General features: G+C 55.0%; 13 protein-coding genes. 5 read left to right on the top strand and 8 right to left on the bottom strand.

The genetic code is table 11. The annotated features are described in order from the left end of the window. Nucleotides 1-22: 22 nt before the first annotated feature. The gene (locus tag HWX55_RS28365) at nucleotides 23-928 is read right to left on the bottom strand and encodes a hypothetical protein (protein ID WP_175978131.1); all 906 of its coding nucleotides are present in this window, start codon (nucleotides 926-928) and stop codon (nucleotides 23-25) included. Between the two features lie 121 nt (nucleotides 929-1,049). On the opposite strand from HWX55_RS28365, the gene HWX55_RS28360 reads away from it, so the two are divergent. After that, the gene (locus HWX55_RS28360) at nucleotides 1,050-1,370 is read left to right on the top strand and encodes a helix-turn-helix transcriptional regulator (protein WP_174387813.1); all 321 of its coding nucleotides are present in this window, start codon (nucleotides 1,050-1,052) and stop codon (nucleotides 1,368-1,370) included. 4 nt (nucleotides 1,371-1,374) lie between these two features. On the opposite strand, the gene HWX55_RS28355 is transcribed toward HWX55_RS28360, so the two are convergent. The 7 genes from HWX55_RS28355 to HWX55_RS28325 form a co-directional block, all read right to left on the bottom strand. Beyond that, entirely contained in the window at nucleotides 1,375-2,049 is a 675-nt protein-coding gene (locus HWX55_RS28355; protein ID WP_175978130.1) for a hypothetical protein, read from the bottom strand. Nucleotides 2,050-2,053: 4 nt separating this feature from the next. Then, on the bottom strand, nucleotides 2,054-2,347 hold the full coding sequence (locus tag HWX55_RS28350; RefSeq protein ID WP_175978129.1) for a hypothetical protein: 294 nt from the start codon (nucleotides 2,345-2,347) through the stop codon (nucleotides 2,054-2,056). A gap of 1,907 nt (nucleotides 2,348-4,254) precedes the next feature. Continuing rightward, nucleotides 4,255-4,506, bottom strand: a complete 252-nt coding sequence (locus HWX55_RS28345) for a PAAR domain-containing protein (protein ID WP_047900375.1) — start codon at nucleotides 4,504-4,506, stop codon at nucleotides 4,255-4,257. Between the two features lie 10 nt (nucleotides 4,507-4,516). Then, a complete protein-coding gene (locus HWX55_RS28340; RefSeq protein ID WP_175978128.1) occupies nucleotides 4,517-5,464 on the bottom strand; it encodes a hypothetical protein in 948 nt (315 codons plus the stop codon). After that, on the bottom strand, nucleotides 5,461-8,478 hold the full coding sequence (locus HWX55_RS28335; RefSeq protein ID WP_175978127.1) for a lytic transglycosylase domain-containing protein: 3,018 nt from the start codon (nucleotides 8,476-8,478) through the stop codon (nucleotides 5,461-5,463). The genes HWX55_RS28340 and HWX55_RS28335 overlap by 4 nt, the downstream gene beginning before the upstream one ends. Nucleotides 8,479-8,529: 51 nt before the next feature. Beyond that, nucleotides 8,530-11,037 carry a type VI secretion system Vgr family protein gene (locus tag HWX55_RS28330; RefSeq protein WP_089445342.1) on the bottom strand — a complete coding sequence of 836 codons (2,508 nt, stop codon included), beginning with the start codon at nucleotides 11,035-11,037 and terminating at the stop codon, nucleotides 8,530-8,532. A gap of 437 nt (nucleotides 11,038-11,474) precedes the next feature. Then, nucleotides 11,475-15,143: an SIR2 family protein gene (locus HWX55_RS28325; protein ID WP_175978126.1), complete on the bottom strand. Its 3,669-nt coding sequence runs from the start codon at nucleotides 15,141-15,143 to the stop codon at nucleotides 11,475-11,477. Between the two features lie 394 nt (nucleotides 15,144-15,537). Here HWX55_RS28325 and HWX55_RS28320 point away from each other — a divergent pair, with 394 nt between their 5' ends. From HWX55_RS28320 to HWX55_RS28305, 4 genes are all read left to right on the top strand, one after another. Continuing rightward, nucleotides 15,538-16,131 carry a recombinase family protein gene (locus HWX55_RS28320; protein WP_175978125.1) on the top strand — a complete coding sequence of 198 codons (594 nt, stop codon included), beginning with the start codon at nucleotides 15,538-15,540 and terminating at the stop codon, nucleotides 16,129-16,131. A 138-nt stretch (nucleotides 16,132-16,269) separates the two neighbouring features. Continuing rightward, nucleotides 16,270-18,270, top strand: coding sequence for an ATP-binding protein (locus HWX55_RS28315; RefSeq protein WP_175978124.1), 2,001 nt, complete (start codon nucleotides 16,270-16,272; stop codon nucleotides 18,268-18,270). A gap of 32 nt (nucleotides 18,271-18,302) precedes the next feature. Beyond that, on the top strand, nucleotides 18,303-19,322 hold the full coding sequence (locus HWX55_RS28310; RefSeq protein WP_175978123.1) for a DUF4365 domain-containing protein: 1,020 nt from the start codon (nucleotides 18,303-18,305) through the stop codon (nucleotides 19,320-19,322). Between the two features lie 215 nt (nucleotides 19,323-19,537). Continuing rightward, nucleotides 19,538-20,308: a DUF6710 family protein gene (locus HWX55_RS28305; protein ID WP_175978122.1), complete on the top strand. Its 771-nt coding sequence runs from the start codon at nucleotides 19,538-19,540 to the stop codon at nucleotides 20,306-20,308. Nucleotides 20,309-20,440: the final 132 nt, after the last annotated feature.

The following is a 20,440-nucleotide window of genomic DNA, read 5'->3' as shown; positions in this document are numbered from 1 at the left end:
CTGCATCCGTCTGCAAACACCGTTATTGCATGCAGTCGGTGTCGTCACGTTCGGCTGCGATTACGGTAATGCGAACCGTCTCGCCGAGCCGATCGTCGTAATGCGCGGCGAGCACAGAGCCCGCATCGCCCGTGGTCGCCTCGCAGATGGCGTAGACCGCCGCCGCAACCTCCCGGAGCCGAAGGGATTCCGCGCCCGAAACCATCACAAGCAGGCCACCCGCCATCGCAAGCCGGTCGGAACCAACATCCAGAATCGCTTGCCGGGCGGCGTTCTTGATACGATCTGGGCCGCTTCCTTCGCCGACACCGATCACCGCTCCAGTCGTACCGGCAAACGCCTCTCGCACATCAAGGAAATCACTTCCGGTCGGCATCTTCCATTCCGACAAATCCGGCTGCGTCCCCCGCATTGCCGCCACGTAGACGTCGACCAGGCAGTACAGCACGGAAGGGTGGGGAGATTCGGGAACGAACACGACCGCGTCAGCGCAGCGTGATAGCTCGGCTGCGACCGCCCGAACCAGCGAGCCCGGAGGAAGCGGCGGCTGGGCAAGCAGCGCTACAACTCCCGCGCCGGCCTTCTGTGCGGCGGCGCTGACGATCACCGAAACCCGCAGCGCGTCCGGCTCGGCGGCGGCCGCGATGACTATTACCGCGCTTGCCCCTGCGAACGGCACGTGATCAACAACTAGCGATGCGTCGCCCGATAATGCTCCGTCCGTTGCCGAGACATGCTGGAACGCGATGCCGTCATCGACGCCGAGCCGGTAGTACAGGCCGGCAGCCAATCCACCGCCCGTTTCTCCTACCCCGACGATCTGGACAGCCGGATGATCATGCCCGTGACCGATCGAACGCCGCGCGGGCCATCTCTCGAATTGAATCCCGTCTGCTGTAGTGGTTTTCTGGATGGTAGGTGCCGACATTTTTCTGAATCCCCGGATGGTTGTGGGTGTTTGCCCTTGGTGATGTTGTACGGTTAACATAACAAAATATGTACGGTTTGTGCGATGGTAATTGCTGCGTTGAGGCGGCATCCTCTCGGACATGAAAGCACCCGTCCCGCCCACCGAAGAACGCAACCCCATTACCGTCGCCGTTGGAAAACGGCTCAAGGAAGTCCGTCGCCAAGCCGGCAAGAGTCAGGAAGACCTTGCTCACGAGGCGTCGGTCGGTCGAGCCGCGATCAGTTCGATCGAGTCGGGTGTGACAAACCCGACGGTGCTGACGCTGGCGGCGTTGTGCGGGCCGCTCGGCATTTCGCTCGCGGAACTTTTCGCGCCGCTGACGATGACGCTGAACGACAAGGACGCACGTCGAGTCAATGCCGCCAAGCCGCCCAAGATCGAGCGCTCACGGTTGCGCTGATGCACTACGGCGGCCGCGCTTTCCGGTCTGCTGCCGTTGCAGATAACCGGATCGACATTGCGCCGGCCAGCACAACTTTTCGCTGATCGAGCCCGGTGACGTACTGGGCGTGCCCGCCCAACCTGCCGCGGTCGGCTGCTGTCCGTGTCAACCGCGCGTTGTAGGCCGCGAGTACAGGTTCGGCTTCGGCAGAGTCGACTACCAGCAACGTGTGTCCGTCGAAGGTCCGGCCGATCCTTCTTCCTTCGATGCCGACGGCCAACACCGCATGCAGAGTTGCCCGGCGCGATTGCCGAAACGTCAGGATCACCGGCCGACCGCGCAGTACTTCTCGCTCGCTGAAGCGGAGTACATTTACGTGCGTCCCTTCGAAGCGGGTCGGGCGCAGCCCCACGTCCAGTTCTCGAATTAGCGTTTGCAGCTCTTGGAGTGACACGCCGGAGAAGTAAAACGGCCGCGCACGACGCCAGAATTCCGCTTCCGGGGCGCGACGACGCGACGACACATTTAAGGGATCGGACAAGAACCCAAGCATGGCAAGCGCCATTGCTGTCGCATGGCACGCGCAGCCGCCGTCCCAGCAGCCTTGGAAACTGAACGCCGGGGTATTCGAGCCGACTAGCGTGAGGCGTCGGCCGGACTGAAGAGCAGGATGGAGTTGCTGCACGGTGGCCTCCATCGGGTCAGTATTCGAACGGCAACAAGAGGGTTGTCGCCCGGCGATCGGCTTCCGTGATGACCCACAGCCGTTCGCGACGATCGCCCAACTCATACGCAGACAGCAGACGCGTTCCATGCGTCACCGCGAGATCGTTCGAGCGAGCATCGGCCGCTCTGACGACACCCCAATCACCTCTGCTGTGCCGCCGAAGCAGGCCATTTGCGTTGGTGCCGGTTCGATCGAGAAGATCGAGCGCACCCGGTGTGGCAACAACCAAGCCAAGAGGGAACAAAGGTTCACGACGATGCGTATACATAATTAGGTATCCGAAATAATTTAGGCGAGCGAAGGCACCGAACTGATGTTCGGAAACAATCTCAAGGGTGGAAAAGACTGAAACGCGAGGCAATATAGGGGCGTTTCAGGAAAGCGAGGTGCGGTGAATGGGACCGCGAGAGCCGTTGAAGACGCGATGCCCAGGCGGGCCGTAAAACGTGCGGCAACCACGAGGTAATGAGGCAGAGCTAGGGATTTTCGCTAAAAACCGACCAAAAACACCCCAGAACGACTCTTCGGCACGGAAAATGTAACACAACTCGACCAAAACCGATAAAAGGGATCGATCAATCGCTCTCAAATCGGTAATTTTTACTTTTCAGTGTCTTCTGGCGGGTCTCGAACGCTCCGGCGGTATCGGAAATGACCCTCTGACTTATTTTCCGGCCCGTTAGGGGCCCCGATTCACCCCGGATAGGGCTTGGCATGGGTGCACCCATGCGACGGAGCTATGGCCCGATTTTTTGCGACGAAAGAATTTTGTAATATTTGCGCGGCGCGGCCACCGTTGGAGGGACCGTTTCGGGGGCAAAAAATGGTCGTCTTTGCTCATTTTTTGAGCAAAACAGCCTGCCTCAGGTACTTGGCAGCCCGAAATATAGGCTAACGCCTTTATTACTACCCGAATCAGGCGCTGGAATGCCAAAACAAGGCTCGACATCGCTTTCCAGTCCCATCAGATTCATTCATGTGACGTCGAATCAAGGTTCCGACGACTTAACTGCCTCATAACGACGCTTTCGCCTCGTTTTTTCCAGGGTAATCTGCGACAGGTACTGACATTGAGCGCACCAGTTGCCCGCTGACGAAACCTGCCGGGGTCTCGCCCACCATCGATGACCGCGCGCGCACTCCCATTCGAGCTTCGAGTTGTTGTCGACATAGTGCTCAGATACGCACATGCCGCCCCGGTCCGCAGCAATCGATCGCATCAATTCGAGGCCCTGTCGCTGCCTGTCTTCGGTACGACATGTCGGACACCAGTGCCCCTTCAAGATTTCCGTACCCCACGCCATCCACTCGTGTCCCCGCTCGCACTGAAATGGGTAACGAGCCTGGATACGTTGATACTGGGATGCGAGACATCTGCCGCCGTGCTCGGCCGCCCTCTCTTGCAGCTTCGCAAGTCCGTCCGGTATTCGCTTACGATCTGAAGAGCATTCTTGGCACCACGCCTTGCGCAAGACGTCGTAGCCCGCGGCCTCCCATTCATGTCCCGCACCGCATCTGAACCGATATTTCGCCATCCGGCCGTCGTAGGCGGTCGACAAGCATTCGCCGCCCCGCTCTCGCGCACGATCCTGTATCGGTTTCAGGCCGCCTTGATATCGACGACGCTCGGCTCGTCGTTCGGTGGAGCACTTTGCACACCAATGATCGGTCAAGACCGAAGCGGCGGTGGCCTCAAACTTATGGCCTGCAGCACAGACGAAGCGGTAGTGTGCGCTTTTTCCACGATACCGCTTACTCAGGCACTGGCCTCCAGCCGAGCCAGCGGTTTCGTGGATTCGAGTCATCGTCTGCTCGATCCAGCATTGACGGCATCGTAGCAAGCCCCGCGTCCCTCGGACGAGGCGCAAAAGACTAGCTCCCGACTGCGAAGAAGCGTGACCGCTCTCGCAACGGAACCGGTACGGACTCGATACGTCGCACCACTCACGGGCCATCAGCGTGAATCCCGCCGTGGCCAGGTAGTCACGAATTTTCGAGAGGCGATCGTTGCCGGTTGCCATAAAAACAGCGCTCGTTACCAATAACAAACCATGTGTTACCCAACACCCCAGCCCGGCAAAAGTGTGGGCACTAGGTACTATACATTTGTGAGTGCGGATTTCACTACATAACCGATGATGGTGTCGACACTGGGCTACCTGCTCGACCTCAAACTCAAACGAGACTTGAGATTAGGTGACAGCCGCACGTGGCGCGGTGGCCGTGACGAGCGATCGGAATACCATCATCCGTCATCGATGGATCGCCTTCCTCGATGAGGTTAGGTGAGACATCGGGATGTTGGGGGCACGACACGCGATCACCCTTGCGGGCGACATAGCGACCATCGAAACGCATGGTCGCCGAGCCCGTTTCGACCTTGCCGCCATGGTCGGTGTCGTCGCCGATGCGGATAAGATCAATCATGGCGGGATAATCAATAAAGTATTGTTCCCAGGAGGAATTTGTATTTTTTGTTATTTGATGCCCAGGTTCCAACATATGCGCTATCAAACTTCTTTCCAGTGAATGTCGCGACAGGCACGTTTCCTGAGCTCGAATATTCTGTTAAGCTCATACTTCCATTCGCCACTGTTCCTTTAATTGAAATTGGCGCCTTTTTCTTCAGATAGATGTAACTGCCGTCGACCGTGCCAGCCTCACTTTTGGGCAAGGATGCATCTATCCAAAAATCCTTTCCAATCCATCCACCTAAACGCTGATGGACTGGGTCAGTCTTGCAACCAGAAAGGCAGAGTAATGCGCTTGCGTCGGGCACGCTGTTGGAAGGGAAAGCGTACGTTGCCACCGACCAAACTCTCGTATCAGCATCGTATGCTGGCACTGTTACAACAAGCCCTGCTTGGCTCGCAACTCTGATTGCTTCTGTGTTGGTCGGAGTCGGCGAATCATTATTCACATTCCCATTGCACAGACCCTTAAAGGCACTCGCCAAAATGGTTTTCCCCCTGGTCAAGACCACATCCCCTCGGCAACTTTGCCCGCCCCATCGTTCACCATTCACTAACGTCATCTTCGAGAGCGATATGTAATTCTTAGCATGCAACTCGCCATTCTTGTAGGAGAAGATGAGGACGGTCCAGTTTTTTGACGATGAAGAATCACTGTATTCCAAAGCCAGACTTGTCTTGCTCTCATAGAGAGTAGCATCACTCACGACTCCCTTGAAATCGGGATCAGAAGACAAGTGTGTACCGCTAGCACTATCCACGAGATAACCACTGCTATCCAACTGGAGGCCGCAGTGCTTCCCAGATGAATTCGCATCGCAAACTTCCAGACCAGGAATCTGATAGCTGCCCGCCAGTGCAGTTGACGCAAATGCAAACGCGAGGCATGTTCCAAAGCTAAACTTAGCAATCATTTCGTTTCCCTGATAAGCTTCTCAAATTTCTCGGCATAAAACTGAAACTGCTCGGCTTTGTCTGGATGACCTGATCCTGCCGGACTATCGCCATTAATAATGTAGCGAGCATGATAATAGTCAGGCTTTGTTCCATCGAGGTGAGTTGATAGCGAGTTCCCCCCTCTAAACAATCCGTCCCTCATTCCAATCATCATAATTCTAACCGCAACCGGTAAATCCAAGACCAAATCTGGATTTGCGACAATATCGGCACCAGCTATTTCTTTAAATTTCTTGTATCCAATTTTCCACGTAAGTTGAACCAGTCCGCGCCCCCGATATTTATATCCATCTCCAGCTTCTGTGTTTCCGTTGGCTATAGCCCGTTTTTTATGTGCCTCTGTTGCATGAGGACCAACTCCGTAATTTGTCTCCGCCTCATCATATGAAATTCCTTCGCATATCGGGGAGAAGAAATGCTGAGTATGCCAGTCGTACGACTCAATTCGAGCTGTTGCCAGCATATACGCAAGGTACTCTGTTTTGCATTCCTTGAAATGGACTGGGTATTGCTTCATCATTTCGGTCACAAGATCATGCAAGCTCTTGACCGACTGGGGATTCATCGGTGGCAACGTCACATGTTTCTTGCCTTCGAACCAGCCAAATTCAGTCGGATGTTGATCCGCATATCGCTTGCAAAACTCATCCACGTTTATGCAATTGCAGGAGCCTGATGCCGAAAAATTTCCAATCAGCCCGATCGGATGAAAATGCCACGGCTTTGGCTCTTTCGGCAGAATCTTCGCGTCAATCCCCTGAACATCCTCCCACCACTGCAGTTTTCTGATCCGCTCCATCTCGTTCAGCCATTTCCACGGCACGAGCTTCATATGGGGCGTGATGTCCTCCCACTTCCCCATGTTGCCGCCCCATTCGCTCTCACTTTTCACGACTATGTGCGAGATTGCTTCGGCTAACCATGGCGTCTTCTGCGCATCCGCCAATTCCGCGGCAGTAACCTTGCCATCGTGATTGACATCAATGGCTTTTTCGAGCTTCTGGATGAGCTCACTGGTGGCCAATGCATCAGCACTCGGCTTGAAGTTATCCTGATCCTCTCCCATGGCCAGTTCAGCGACGAACAGGTAACGCTTGAACATATCGACCATCGTGGTCGAACTGTTGTCGACGAGCTCGAACCCCGGCCAGTCCCACTGGCTACACAGCTGCACTTTGGGATGGTCCCGTTCACGCACCCAGCCTTGACGGGTTCCACCGTCTTTCGTGCCGACCGTCACATTCCACCAGCGTTTCGTTTTTCCGCTCGCGTCCTTGTCTTCTCGTGCCAAGCTTTGCGGTCCCTGCTTGTCGAGATCGACCACCCGAAACATGACCCGGAAGTCCGTTGGGGGCCCGTCTGCTTGGCTAACCTTTAGCGGAAAGTCTTTCCAGCCCTTGACAGGCGCCGTCGTCATTTGATTTACAAGACCTAGGGTGCTGTCGATCCAGAACGGGATACCGGTCGGCGTCTCGATTGCCTCAGGTTTTTTCGCAGGCTTTGCCTTGTGCTTCTTCCCCTTGCCAGCCGGAGCAGCAGGCTCCGGTTGCACGGCGGGAATTCTTACTGTCTTGGGCTGTACCTTGACCCATCGCGATTTCGGATCGCTGACGGGAACAAGCTTCAAACCCGTCTGCTCAAGGGTGTAATCTGGATCAGGCGCTTTCGTCACGAGTTTTGCACCTGTCAGAACTTCCAGAAAAGGCTTGTCCATATTCGGATCTGCCGCCGACAATTCCTTCGCGCGCGCCTGACTCTTGGCGATGAACGCTGGAAGATCGTTGCCCGCAAAAACTTCGAGGTGCAGCAACGGTCGGGTGGGCAACGGCGGTGTGGGCTTCGCTTCCCTGTATCGCTGGTATTGTCCGATATGCGCAACAACGTCTCCCGCCTTGACGGGGTACGGCTTCTTGAGCACGACCACCTTATCGACGGGGCCAGACTGGGGAATCGGCTCGAGCTCCGAAACGAAAACGTAACCCCACTTCAGTTGCACGTCGGGCGGCTGACCAACGACTGGGCCCACCGGATCACCTTTAATGATCTTCGTGATTTTTGCCCAGCCCTTGCGCCCACCGTTATCGGCCTCATTCACAGTGAGTTCCGTGCCCTCGGGTAGCAAACCGAGGAGCTTGGCGTTCGGAGTAATGCGAACCCGCACACCCGATACAGGCTCCGGCAGCGCATCATCTGGGCCTCGTTGCTGCGGCGACGAATCGTCATCGGGCGCACTCGGATCGATCGGCTTCGGTTTCGGAAGGTCCTGTTTGTTCGGTTTCAATGCTCGATACGAGCGGTCAGCTTCCCAGTACGGAAGAGGCTTGAGTTGCGGCGCCTTGGTGTCCGCACTCTCCGTTTTGGGCTGATCGAGCGCGGCTTTATACGTTTTCCAGTCGAGCGTATGCATGTACAGACTGAAGAACGTCAGCGTTTCACCGGGTGGCGGACCGGAGGACGCGGGAGCTGGTGTCGGGGCTGGCGGCGGAGGCGTTGCATTGCCCCCTGAGGCGGGTGATCCGGCGGGTGCATTTGCGGGGGCGGGTGCTGGTTGCGTCTTTATCGGTGCGGGTGGCAATTGCAATGTATGGCGGATCAACACGAAGCCCCGCGAGTACAACGCATGACGCTGGTCCTGGTAGGTCAGCGTGGGGTATTCGTTGTCGAGTCGGTAAGCGACAACCTCGCCCGTGGCGATCGCGCGTACGCCTTCGTCCTGTTTCAGGGCCTCACCTGTTTTCTGCCCGAAGTGAATGCCGCCGTGCCAGATGCCGCTAGCTCCCAGTGGATAAAATCCATCCTCCGCAGTCGCAAGCACCTTCATGTAGGTCATGGGGTCTGCGGCATCGGACGCTGCACCTTCCTTGGTAGCAGGCGAAAATGGATAGCTCCATGCAAGAGGCGTGTACGCGGGTTTGGCGTCCGGCTCAGGCGTCTTGGGAGGTTGTTTTTTAGGAGGGTGCTTATCCGTCATGGCAATTGAAATCGTAAGTCGTTATCGTGCTTCAGGAACGGGGCATCTCGATCAACCAGAGAAATCGTCGGCGTAACCACCATGCTTCGAAATCGGCGTGCCGTTCAGCGGATCACGCAACGTCATGGTCGACGCACCGGGCTTGTCCCACGACGCGCATTTTTCGAGAATCTGGCCCGACGTCCCGTTCTCGATCATGTCAGGCGTGATCTTGATATACGATCCACCGACATTAAGAATCAGTTCCTTCTCTGCGCGCAGAATCATCCGTCCCGATGCACTCTCGATCTTGACGTCCTGCTGCGCCAGCATCGTCAACGCATCGTTCTGAGCCTGAATTTCGATAGGGCCTTTGGTCGCGAAAATTTTGATCCCGAGGTTTTGAGCGTACAGGCTGATCTTGCTCATCACGCTCGCGAGCAGCGACTTCCCGGCTGCGAGATTGACATTTTTCCCCGCTACCAAGTTGACCTGTTGATTCGCCGACGCGTGAATCGATTGCTGGCTGGATAGGCCGACACCTGCCGGGCTCGACAGCAGCAACGCCGGTTTCGCAAAGCCACTGGCATTCCCCGTTCCACCGCCAGCCGTGCGGCCACCTTTGGTGACGCCCGGAACGTTGCCCTGCGTCATCTCAGTAAAGGCCTTCATCGCATCGCTGCCGTCCTGCAGGCTTTCGGCCCGATTCGTTTCGCTCGCCTGCGAGACCGTCTCTAATACTGCCTCCGAAGCTGCGAGCTGATCGGTCGCGGCCGATACGTTCATTGGCTGTACCGCTGCCGGGTGAGTCGAGATCGACAGGCCTTGTACCGCCCGAATCGCTCCATGCGCCTCCGACTTGAGATCAAAGCCACTGCCAACGAACGAGCCGCGCGTGTTATCGGACTGTTCGATCAGATAGCCGAGATGCAGGTGAGAACTGTAGCTCGACGAGTAAAGTTGAGCCCGGTTCTGCCCGCTCGAGTCGTCCATGACAAGCTGGTTGAAGCCGTCGCCACCATACTCGCGAGAGCGGAAACCAGACAGCAGGCCGTGCGTATGCCATACCGGCATCGTCGCGCCCCCGTGCAGTCGCGAGATGATCACCGGTCGGTCGCAATCGCCATTTACGAATCCTAGAAGCACTTGGTCATCTTTGCGCAACGGGAAATAGCCGCCGCGCCTAGCGCCCGCGTCCGGCATCGCCGCGCGAATCCACGACGTAGACTTCGTATTGCGATCCTTTCGACTGTTCGACGTCCGGACCCGCACACGATTGCCGTCGTCTGTGACGATTTCCTCGTCACTATCGGTTACGACAATTGCCGTCTGCAAATGCATTTCCGGCTTCTCATGCTCGAATGGGCTGCGAAATGGCGTCTTGCGAAGTTGCGCTTCGATCTCGACGTGAAAAAATCCGGTACCGCCATCGCGGTGGCTCACGGTCGTACCAGTTCCGGCCACCTTGACCTGTTCGATCGCGCTGCGCAGGCTGCGCGGGAATCGCGTGAGCGCATCCATGCCGGGCAAGTTATTTTGGATCAGCCAGTCGCTCGCGATGATCGACAGCTCGCGTTCCTCTTCCGGCAATGCATCGAAGAGGGGATGTCCCGACACCTTGAACCAGTAGCCTGGCAATGCATAGCGGGGACTGCCGATCGCGAAATAGCGTTTTGCTCGCGATGCCCATTCCTCGGTGCGGATGCGGGCCTGTTGTTGTCCAGCATCAGATTCGGCCCACGTCTGTGAGCCGGTATAGAGATACTCTTCGCCCTGACCAGGTAACTCCTCCAAGTCGGCCGCTGGCGTGCTCGCCTGTTTATCGAGGTCAGGTCGCTTGTAGTCGGCGGTCCCGAGCGTCAGCGTCGCACTTTGGGCGTCCTGCTGTTCGCTCAACTGGGTAAGTCCGTCGAAATCCTCGTCGGTACCCGCGTGGCTGAACTTCATCTCCGAATTCGGTAACGATGGCCCAAAATAGAGGTCGTCCATCATGACGACCTTGTGCGATTTGCCATCCTTCGCGAAATCGAATCGCGGAAACACGCCGACCTCTTCCAGACTCCGGTGGACAAAATTCCAGTCGGTTTCCCACTGCACACGGTGCGAATACGAGCGCATCGCCGCGCGTAGCTCCTGACCATAGTTGCCGGAAGCCTGCGGATGTTTTTCGAAGACGTCGGTGAGAATCTGCCAGCCGCTGGCTTCCTGCCAGTCGCGCCGATCGCTGCTGAGCTTGAGGAAGCTTAACCACGAAGAGAACTGAAGCTGAAAATACGAGACGGTTCCATCGTTTCCAAGGCGGCGAGCCCGCTGCACATAGCCATGGATCGGCAGATAGCCTCCGTCAGTCTGCCGAATCCAGAGCGTGACGGGTTGCAGCATCAGAGCGTTGAGCTTGATCTTGTCGCCCATGACGGATGAGGCGTCAACGGTCACCTCGAAATTGCGCCCAAGCCGCGCGTTGATCTTGACGTACAGCGGCGTGAGCCAGTCGTCACCAACCGGCGTGTCAAGTTTGACGATGCGGTCGAACTGCGCATAGCCTCCGCGCAGCACCTTCAGCAAGACTTCCCCGCTCATGCGGTCACCCCGTTTTGTACAGAACGCGTCCGACCGTAACTAGACATCAAAACGCCGGGACTGCGTATGTGTTACATGAAAATTACAAATAACAAACATAAATATTAAATTTAGCCTTCACGCAGAGGCCGCAGTCGACCTAAAGTGTGATTGCGGAAGATGCCTCCAAAGATCATACCAAAGTCCGCTCGCCACGATAAAGGCGCCGTGACGATTCTTGACTGTCTTCTTGACGCTATCCGCCGAAACTCATCGCAGATTCGAATTACCGACCTTCACACCAGCACAACCAAAATCAGCGCCCGCCGACCTGTCGATCGTCGAGTCGTCAACCACTCAGTGCGTCATTTACTACGAGAAATCAGAGTGGTTGACGGGCCCGCTTCACGAGCCATCTACATCGCGCCCCAGTAAAAATACAAGGCGCTATCAGCACCCTATTCCGACAATAAATTATGTAGTCTTCTCCACGATTTTGTGGCTCGTAGAGTAGGGGCAGCCTCGACAATTTCATCCAGTAGCTCCCGCAATCCCATAGGGGGATAGCTAGGTGCCTGTTCGATGATTCTGTCTATCAAGAAAAGCACCTGCTTTGGCCATCTTCTGGAGAGTGACAGATTTTCTGTCATCTTTTCTCGCAAGCCATAAAGCACCACGTCCGGATGCTCAATTGGGGTAAGGTAGTCTCGCACAGCCTCTACAACCTTATTGAAGAGATTGGGTAGATCCTGAGCCATACGAATCATGCTTTCCGTGATAGCACTAGACTGCAATACGACTTCCTGTGGCCAAGTCGATACAAAAAATGACTTACCAAATGTTTCCCACGCCGACTGATCCACCACGATTCGACCAACCATCCATAATGCAGACTGCCGCCCCAAATCACTGATCTCCTGTAGAATGCGACGGCATTCTACAGCATTAATATATCGCCTATCGTTAGCCCACCAATATCTGGCGACGATCAACATATGTACCGCATTCCTTTCCAGCTCCTCATCTGACAACAGACTTTTGGATTCCGAGAAAAGCGCTACAAAATCACTCTTCAACAAATGAAAGAGCGCAGCCGAAGGCACATTTGCCTCCCAAATTAAACCTGCCCATACTGCGTTCGACAATGTGTTCTTGCGAGAGAAAAGTTGAAGTATTCGGCGCTTTACCCATCGGCTGTCCACATAAAAGAGGAAGTTCAATCGTCGGCCAACCAAGGTAGCCGCATGATGCGCCCCGTCACCAGGGGATGTAAGCGCTCGGCAGATTCTTTCAAGCAGTTCAGCATCGAGCCCCTCATTTAATTGGTAGCTCTTCTCCCCCAAAGTAGAAAACAACGTCTCAACCATACGACCTACCGGTGCATTTATGGCAAAATCCATCGACCTCGAAAAAGATTTCACCTCCCCACCCTGCCTTATCTCATGAATAGCACTTTCCGTTGCCCTACCCCCCATCGCAATAATCTTATCGAATACCCTGTCCCATAGACTCCAGAAGACATTTTCTCGATAAGAAAACAAGCGAGGCAAGTATTTTTCAATCCATGATGTAGCCTCAAAGCGAATTCTAAAAAATAAATCTTCTTGAGCGTCAGCAAGCTTGTACGCACAAATCAGAAGTGCTTTTCTCGGCGCGGCATCCGGCCAATTGGAAAGCAACTGTTTCCAAAGAAATACACTATGGTCGCCCCCTGGTTCATACACCGAAAGAGCTCTGAGTGCTCTGACTGGCCGCGCCGACGCAAGTCCAGCGAACGGTGCGTGTTCGACAAAATCTGAATTGTCATGTCGTGACAATTTAAGAGCTTGCGGGACAATTTCGGCCAATGGCAGGTGCAGCAAATTCTCTGGGTCCGTCTTTCGCTGAACCCAGCCGCTTCTACCATCCCAATCGTGGTCGGCAGCCTTCTCAGCATCCTCACTCCAACCCGGCCTTCTCCGGATAGCACTGAGAATATTTACGGCTGATCGCGATAACTCGCAGCCATTCCGTTCGAGCCATCCTAGAGAAGTACCGGCATCAAAAATAACTCTCTGCTCATAGTCCTCAGACGCCTCCCCCTCATACGGTTGCCGACCGTCGATGAACCTCTGCTCTATGCGCCTTCGGATCTCAGGTCGAACATCACACCATCGATCTCTGAGCAACAGAAGCACTTCCCGCCGCATATATGCATTCCAGAACACCTCATCAGATAACCAATTAAGCCCCTGCTCAACACACTCGCCATCAAATACGATGCGATTCCGCCAAAAATGTAATTTCAGTTTGTCAAAAAAATACCTATCTGATTTAGGCCATTTCACCACCTCATCACGTGCGTCTTCCGGATAAAGATCGCACAAGCGTTGAAACAATTCAACCGCCCAGAAGAAATCCGCCTCGACACCTTCACGATGACGGATATGCCCTCCCGGTCTTGCATCAGGTTCAATTGCAGGCAACCTAAAATAACTTAACGATCCGATGATTTCGTTCAGAAGGTCTATTGAACGGAGCAATATTCGCCGAACAATCTGAAAAACAGCAAGCACGAGATGGTCCGGGACGTTAATGTCGGCTCCATGTCGCTGCGCGGTTACAACTTCAAATCGAACAAGCCTCTCCATATCAACCGATTCATCTATCGGAGGCGGTACGGATGGGCGGGTGGCAGACATAGCCTTCACTGAAAGCCGTGGCTGCGCGATTTTTTCAAGCTTGCGAAGTACGGAAGTAGACCAGCCCTCGGTACGAATTCGATCAGCAAGCCTATACCATGAAAACTCCCTTACATCTTCCGGCAACTCAGCGAACGACTCGGACATGAGCGCCCAAATATGTCTAGATTCGCCTTCAAATGCTGAAACGGCTCCATTGCGCCCATTCAATCGACGATCCACAGCCTCCAAGAGCGATGAATGTAGACTCCGCTGCCGCGCGGCCCACCAAATAGCGGCAGGTTGTTCTGCGACTCGCTCAAACCAACGGACCAGCCACCAGAGACGCTTCGAATCCACGGTACCGGGAGAGGATCGCATCCCAGCGAGGCGCATGTAGTTCTGACCATCGTCATCAGTGGCCAATGTTCCGATCAGATCGACACCGCCTACGTCCGTAGACCGGCCATTCGCTGGAGGACGAGGTGGATCATCATCCAGTCCAAACTCTACGTGCGGATTGATCTCTGCTGCATCATTCGACCAGCCATTCTTTTCTGGACGTCCATATCGCGAGAATTTATCAAAAACACACAGCCATTCCGCTGGAGGTGGGGGCTCAGCGTCAGCAAACGCTTTCGCGCCTTCTCGAGTTTCGACCAACGCAACAACCTGACCACGCTGATGTGGAAGCAACGACCGTGGCGATGTGTGCGCATGCGCGAGAACACTTGCAGTCCACGAGTCCTTGTTGATTGCTCGAACAGACCAAGCTTCGAGCGTTGTCCATAAGTCATCAAACTGCCGAAAGGCTATACCGGTTACACCCAATTCGTGCCACTTCGCGCGCACGGTCTCCGGCTCCCCTCGGTCGAACGCATAAATTGTGCGCAATTTCGCGGAATTGCTTGCGGACAAACCTTCGAGGAGATAACGAACCGGGGGATCACTTGCTGAGTATCCCAATAGCACAACCACCCGCTGCTCAAGCAACTGACGCATAAATGTCGTCGCCCAGCCGTCTGCAAGATACGCACGGCCGAAGTCGGCCGAACTCAGCACGAGATTCTGACCATCGTCGCTCTGCTGCCGCAAACGGCCGTGAAGATAAACAATCCCCGTCGGCACCTCCATGGCTGTCATCGGTGGCAGCAACGGTGGTGTCCACCGACGCAGCTGTCTATTCGCCCGCTCAAACATCAGATCGAAGTTTGTCGTCACTACGAGCGGAGTACCGGAAGCATCAGCAGAGAGACGGAGGATAGCTTCATGCTTAGTCGGATTTGCTGCCTTTGGTATCTTCAATAGCCAATTGACCTCCCGCTCGACCCTCGGACGGGAATACTCTCTATGAAGAAGGCCAAATACTTGATCCAACGGCGGCGCCAGGTCCGGGTCGTTTTTCTCCATTGCAGGCGCCATGAGCTTGCCAATTTTTGACGCTGGGGAAACACCCAGACGCGTCATGACGCACTTCGTGAGTTTGAAAAAACTCGGTAAGCCAACTGGCATAGAAACACCAGCGCCACAAAAAAATACTACTTCGCCTTTATCCCTGAGGCTTAGCAGCTCATTTGGGATCGACGGCCCGTCAGGTAGGAACCTCAGTTTAGTCTCCGTTTGGTCAAAAACGACATCGAACAAAGCCTGATATCGAATGCCGTAGCCTACCGCAACTCGCAGAGTCAACGGGAGCAGCACGCATAAACACCAGCGCGCACGCCATTCATAAATATGGATCACTTGGGTACACTGTAATGAGCTATCCGCTCAGGGGCTGGCGCATGGATCAATAGGGTCAACCGTTGTTGATCCAGATGATATAATTGATCTACCATCTTAAAAGATCCATCGCAAAGCCATGCGCAAGCTCTATTACGGGCGAATTTCGACCACGGACGGCCAGTCATCCGCGAGCCAGTACGAGGACGCCAAAGCCCACGGCGTGCAGGAAAAGGACGTTTTCATTGACGAGGGCGTGAGCGGCTATCACGTGGCTCCTGACGCACGGGAACAGTGGGGCAGAGCCGAACACGATCTGCGTCACGGAGGCATTCTCATCGTGCGCTGGCTGGACCGGATCAGTCGCCGCTACGACGAGCTACACGCGACCATGCGCCGACTCATGCAACTGGGCGTGCGTGTCGAATGCACGCTCAACGGGATGGTGTTCGATGGGAAAGCAAAGGACCCCATCGAGAAAGCAACGCGCGACGCGATCCTTGCATTCATGGCCGCGCAGGGCGAAGCCGACTACCTGAACCGCGCCGAGATGCAGCGTCGGGGCATCGCAATTGCCAAGGCAGATGGAAAGTACAAGGGGCGAGCGCGGTCGAACGACTACGCAGCGATCAAGGAGTGGCGCGCTGAGAACGGCGCGAGCATTCGAGGGACGGCAGAGCACTTCGGGGTCGGCACTGCGACGGTCAAGCGAGCGTGCGCGGACGGCGATTGAACATGACTGGGTGCCCCGCTCCATCAGTTTCCGACATGCAAGTCGGTCGGTGCAAATGCTCAAGCGTGCATTAGAATCGAGATTCCGTGACGAGGTGACTCGTACCAGTGCGACAAAAAATGCAGAACGAGGGATGCCATGCTTACCAACATCCGGGGACTTGTCGATAGACTCGATTTAGCGCCGTCGCGCGGTCTCATGCCGCTCTTTGAGGCGGTATCGAACGCGATGGACGCTATCGAGGATAAGCATGGCAGCTCTGCAGCCGGTTCAATTAAAATCAAGCTACTCCCGTCCGACGACCTTGCTCAGAAAGGCGGTGACGACACGCTGATTACGGACGGCTTCGACGTGGTTGATGATGGCGTCGGATTCAATGAACTCAACATCGCTTCTTTCGGAGAGGCATACACACTCTCGAAAGTTAAGCTCGGCGGCAAGGGCGTCGGCAGATTCACCTTCCTCAAGGTCTTCAACCATTGCGAAATAAGTAGCGTCTACGAGCGCGACGGCAAGCATTTCGCACGCAACTTCAGTTTCTCGATCACCGAAGAGCTTAATGGGGCAGACAAGGTCACCCCGACCAGCGCTCCGACTGGCACGACGGTTCGAGTGCGCGGTTTAGCAGACCGATACCGCGCCGCGTGGCCGACCGATCCCGCGATACTTGCCGCACGTATCGTTGCACATTTTCTCATTCGCTTTGCTGCGCGCTCTTGCCCCCGCATGACACTTGAAGCTCCCAGGTACGAACCAATAGACCTCCATAAGCTTTTCCAGTCCACCGTCCAGCCGCACATCGAAGATCGTTTCTTTGACGTGCATGGACACACGTTCGCGCTCCAAGCATTCCGACACCGTGACGGTCGCTCGCGTCACGACTATCACTTGTGCGCGAACGGCCGCGACGTGATGACGTACAAGTTGCGCGATCTGCTCCCCGAACTTCCGGAGCGACTGGTGGACGACGCGCAGGAAGCCTACACACTGATAGTGCTTGTGACGGGGGAGTATCTCGACGACCACGCCAATCAGGAACGTACAAAGATTGCATTTCAATCCGAGGAAGAGCCCGAACTTGAGGAAACCCTCGTTTCGCGTCAGGCGCTTAACAAAGGACTTGCGGCAGCGCTACGGTCTGTCCTTGCTGCCGATCTCAAGGTTACCAACGAGGAGAAGATCGCCCAAATCGGTCGCTTCGTTGAGCGAGCACCTGAGTACCGCGTTCTCACTCATGAAAAATATCGTCCGATCCTTGAGCAGCGAGTGCAGCCTGGCCTCAAGGATGAACAACTTGACGAAGCCCTGCTTCATATTCGCCGCGAAATTGAAGACAGTATTCGGGTCGAGGAGCGCCATGTCGCGGCGCTTATCGAAAAGGAATCGTTTGATGCGTATCAGGAGCGCATCAAAGGCCTGATGGAAGAAATGAATGATGTTGGCAAAGCTAAACTGGCCGACTATGTTGCGCATCGGCGCACAATCCTGGACTTGGTTAATCAAAGCCTTAAGCGAGTACAAAACGACGAGATGTACCCCTTCGAGAAGGTGCTGCACAAAATGATCTTCCCAATGGGCGTTTCGTCAAAAGACATCTTTCTCGACCAGCAAAATCTTTGGCTCATTGACGAACGTCTGTGCTTTCATACGCTGTTGACTTCCGACAAGAAACTGAACAAGGTGCCCGGCCTCGGCCAGACGTCCGGAAAGGAGCCAGATATATTTGCGTTCTTCTACGACACCCCCATTGGAGTTGCTGAACCAGACAATCTGCCCGGTGGCGGAGTCGTAATCGTCGAGTTCAAACGGCCAGGCCGGGACAACTATGACAAAGACCCTGCCGACCAAATCATCCAGCGTTTCGTAGAGATCGACCAAGGCGGGGTTAAGGACATCGACGGCCGACCGATAAATCCCGAACGCCTGAGATATACGGGTTACCTCATAGCCGATTTGACCCCGACGCTGCAGCGGCAGGTCGCTATGCGTTACCACAGGACCGCTGACAACGAAGGGTACTTCTACTCGCTACCCGGTGGGAATGGCTCGATCGAGATCATCTCGTACGATAAGCTACTTCGAGATGCCAATCGACGGAATAGAGTACTCTTCGACAAGCTTGGCCTGCACAAGCACTGAAATATCGTCAGTGGCGCGTTCGCTACCGTGCAATGGAAGCGAGGAGCGATGCAGCGTTATTCGAACTCTTTATATACCTCCCTATGGACTCTAACCTCCCCGACGAAAATAATCAAACGGGCCGCCTAGGTGTAAGCCAGCTTCAGGTCATCTTCGAGAAAGAGGGTTGGATTTTTCGACGTCAAGCGGGGGACGACGATTTTGGCATTGACGGTGAAATCGAAATTGTTGAACGCAACAAGGTCACCGGGCGCATCGCGAAATGTCAAGTCAAATCTAGCAAGATGATCACATTTAAGGATGGCGAGTCGTCAGTGTCCGTCAAAACTTCGACGTACAACCTATGGAAAGCGACCCCAACTATTACAATTTTGTTCCACGTTGACACCTCCTCTGGAGCCGCGTACTGGACCCCTGCGCTGGCACATCACCCTAGAACGGGAGCATCTTCATTTTCTGTTAAATTCGATGAATCGAATGACCTTCGGCACGGTCTCTCCCCCCTTCGTGCTTACCTCGATTCTTGGTTCACAGCTCGCGCCGGCGATGCAATGTTGCGAGAGATTCCTCCGTTCCATGCCATATACGAAAGGCTCAAATCCGATGTCGACCACTACGATGCATGGTCTGAACTAGCAGAAGCAGAGGACGGAGATTTTCGCCTTTTCTATCGTCATGCCCTTCGTTTGCGCCTCGAAGTCGGCCTCTCGAACGACGAACTTCCGTCGCTTGATGACTGGTACATGCGCAACTCGGGTTTATGGAACGGTGGTTCCTTGCTGTCCTGGGGGACCTTCAGTGAAGCGATGAAGTTGATCGGTCAAGCTTATCAGGAGGCATTGAGCAAGGTCGTCGAACGAGTCAAAAGCACAGAACTGACCGTCGAAAACCAAGACCTCTGGAATTTTGTCGGGCGTATAGCGACCGCTCGGCACATTCAGCAGGTAATGGTGGATCACCGTGAATCGGACCCAAATTTTCACGCAGCCATCGAGGCCAAGCTTAAAGCAATCGGCGCACTCAAGTTTTCATTTCAAGCACGCAACTCGTGATATGCCAGCGCGAATATGTTGCGGCATGTCACTCGCCGGTTGACATGTCATCAATAGGGCAAACGTTCGGAGTACCACTCGCGCGCCCGCAGAAGCAAGGACCTTCGAAAAGCTATACGCCTAGATGCGATAATCGAGGCGCCTGTGCCATCGCAACGACGGCGCCTCCATCAAGTTCGGGGCCTCATAGGTACAAAGAAAAAAGAGGAACAACGATGTCGGAAAATCTGGGCGATTTGAAGGTTGTGGACCCACAAACCATTGGAATGAGCTTCTTGGAACGCTGGCGTTTCAAAATACTTCGGCAACTCAGGCCCCGTAAGCGCATAAAGCGCAAAACGCCCTTCGAAAATATTATCGACATGGCCCATGCTGTCGCAGATAAAAATCCAGGCGCGCTGTACGACCTTGTCAAATTGATTCTCCGGCCGATTCAGGCTGAGGCAATGCTTGGTGTCGTGGAGAATGCGGAGCATGAGGCGCCAGCTGACATTGAAGGTCCGACGTTTTTCTTCACCGACAATAATTTTCGAACCGGTGAACTTTACGAGCGCGAGCTACCCAATGAGCAGTTTCGCATACGGCTGTCGACAGACGTAGTGCTCCCTTGGCCGTGGAATCGCCAGCGCATTGCAAATACACTCTCATCAATCGGCACCGGCAAAGCGGCGGGTCCATGGGAGCAGGATTTCAAAAACCACTGTGTGTTGCTCTGGCTGCCGTGGGGCATTGCGTTTGTCGCAGGTGGCAATCATTCGCTGACAGCGGGGATTGTGTCAGGTGAAGGTGAACTGGTACCGGAAGCCGTCTATGACATGTCCGCCATGTTGGACAGGGTCCACTGTGATGGACGGCACTATCATGAGGTTGCGACTGGCCGCAAAATCGCTCCAGTCAGCAATCCACGCATTGCTGCCGTATTTGAAATCGGTCGCCTCATGATAGCGCATGGCGTAGTGCCGAATCGCCTCCGCAGCCAGTCGTGAACACGTTCATATACATGTTGATTTGCACGGAATCCTGACCCACCCTACGCAGTAATTTGCATCGAATATTGACCCACGTAGAACACTGACCTGCTCGGCAACGGGCAGGGGAACGGAGTGATCGACGTGGCT

It is taken from the genome of Burkholderia sp. BCC1047 (assembly GCF_902833155.1).
In the GTDB taxonomy this organism is placed as follows: domain Bacteria; phylum Pseudomonadota; class Gammaproteobacteria; order Burkholderiales; family Burkholderiaceae; genus Burkholderia; species Burkholderia sola.
Note: the sequence above shows the minus strand (reverse complement) of the source record. Positions and strands in the feature narration are given on the sequence as shown.

Coding starts and splice junctions, on each gene's coding strand:
- HWX55_RS28320 (WP_175978125.1), top strand. CDS start 15,538: ATGCGCAAGCTCTATTACGGGCGAATTTCGACCACGGACGGCCAGTCA.
- HWX55_RS28365 (WP_175978131.1), bottom strand. CDS start 928: ATGTCGGCACCTACCATCCAGAAAACCACTACAGCAGACGGGATTCAA.
- HWX55_RS28325 (WP_175978126.1), bottom strand. CDS start 15,143: ATGACGCGTCTGGGTGTTTCCCCAGCGTCAAAAATTGGCAAGCTCATG.
- HWX55_RS28315 (WP_175978124.1), top strand. CDS start 16,270: ATGCTTACCAACATCCGGGGACTTGTCGATAGACTCGATTTAGCGCCG.
- HWX55_RS28310 (WP_175978123.1), top strand. CDS start 18,303: ATGGAAGCGAGGAGCGATGCAGCGTTATTCGAACTCTTTATATACCTC.
- HWX55_RS28345 (WP_047900375.1), bottom strand. CDS start 4,506: ATGATTGATCTTATCCGCATCGGCGACGACACCGACCATGGCGGCAAG.
- HWX55_RS28305 (WP_175978122.1), top strand. CDS start 19,538: ATGTCGGAAAATCTGGGCGATTTGAAGGTTGTGGACCCACAAACCATT.
- HWX55_RS28350 (WP_175978129.1), bottom strand. CDS start 2,347: ATGTATACGCATCGTCGTGAACCTTTGTTCCCTCTTGGCTTGGTTGTT.
- HWX55_RS28330 (WP_089445342.1), bottom strand. CDS start 11,037: ATGAGCGGGGAAGTCTTGCTGAAGGTGCTGCGCGGAGGCTATGCGCAG.
- HWX55_RS28340 (WP_175978128.1), bottom strand. CDS start 5,464: ATGATTGCTAAGTTTAGCTTTGGAACATGCCTCGCGTTTGCATTTGCG.
- HWX55_RS28360 (WP_174387813.1), top strand. CDS start 1,050: ATGAAAGCACCCGTCCCGCCCACCGAAGAACGCAACCCCATTACCGTC.
- HWX55_RS28335 (WP_175978127.1), bottom strand. CDS start 8,478: ATGACGGATAAGCACCCTCCTAAAAAACAACCTCCCAAGACGCCTGAG.
- HWX55_RS28355 (WP_175978130.1), bottom strand. CDS start 2,049: ATGGAGGCCACCGTGCAGCAACTCCATCCTGCTCTTCAGTCCGGCCGA.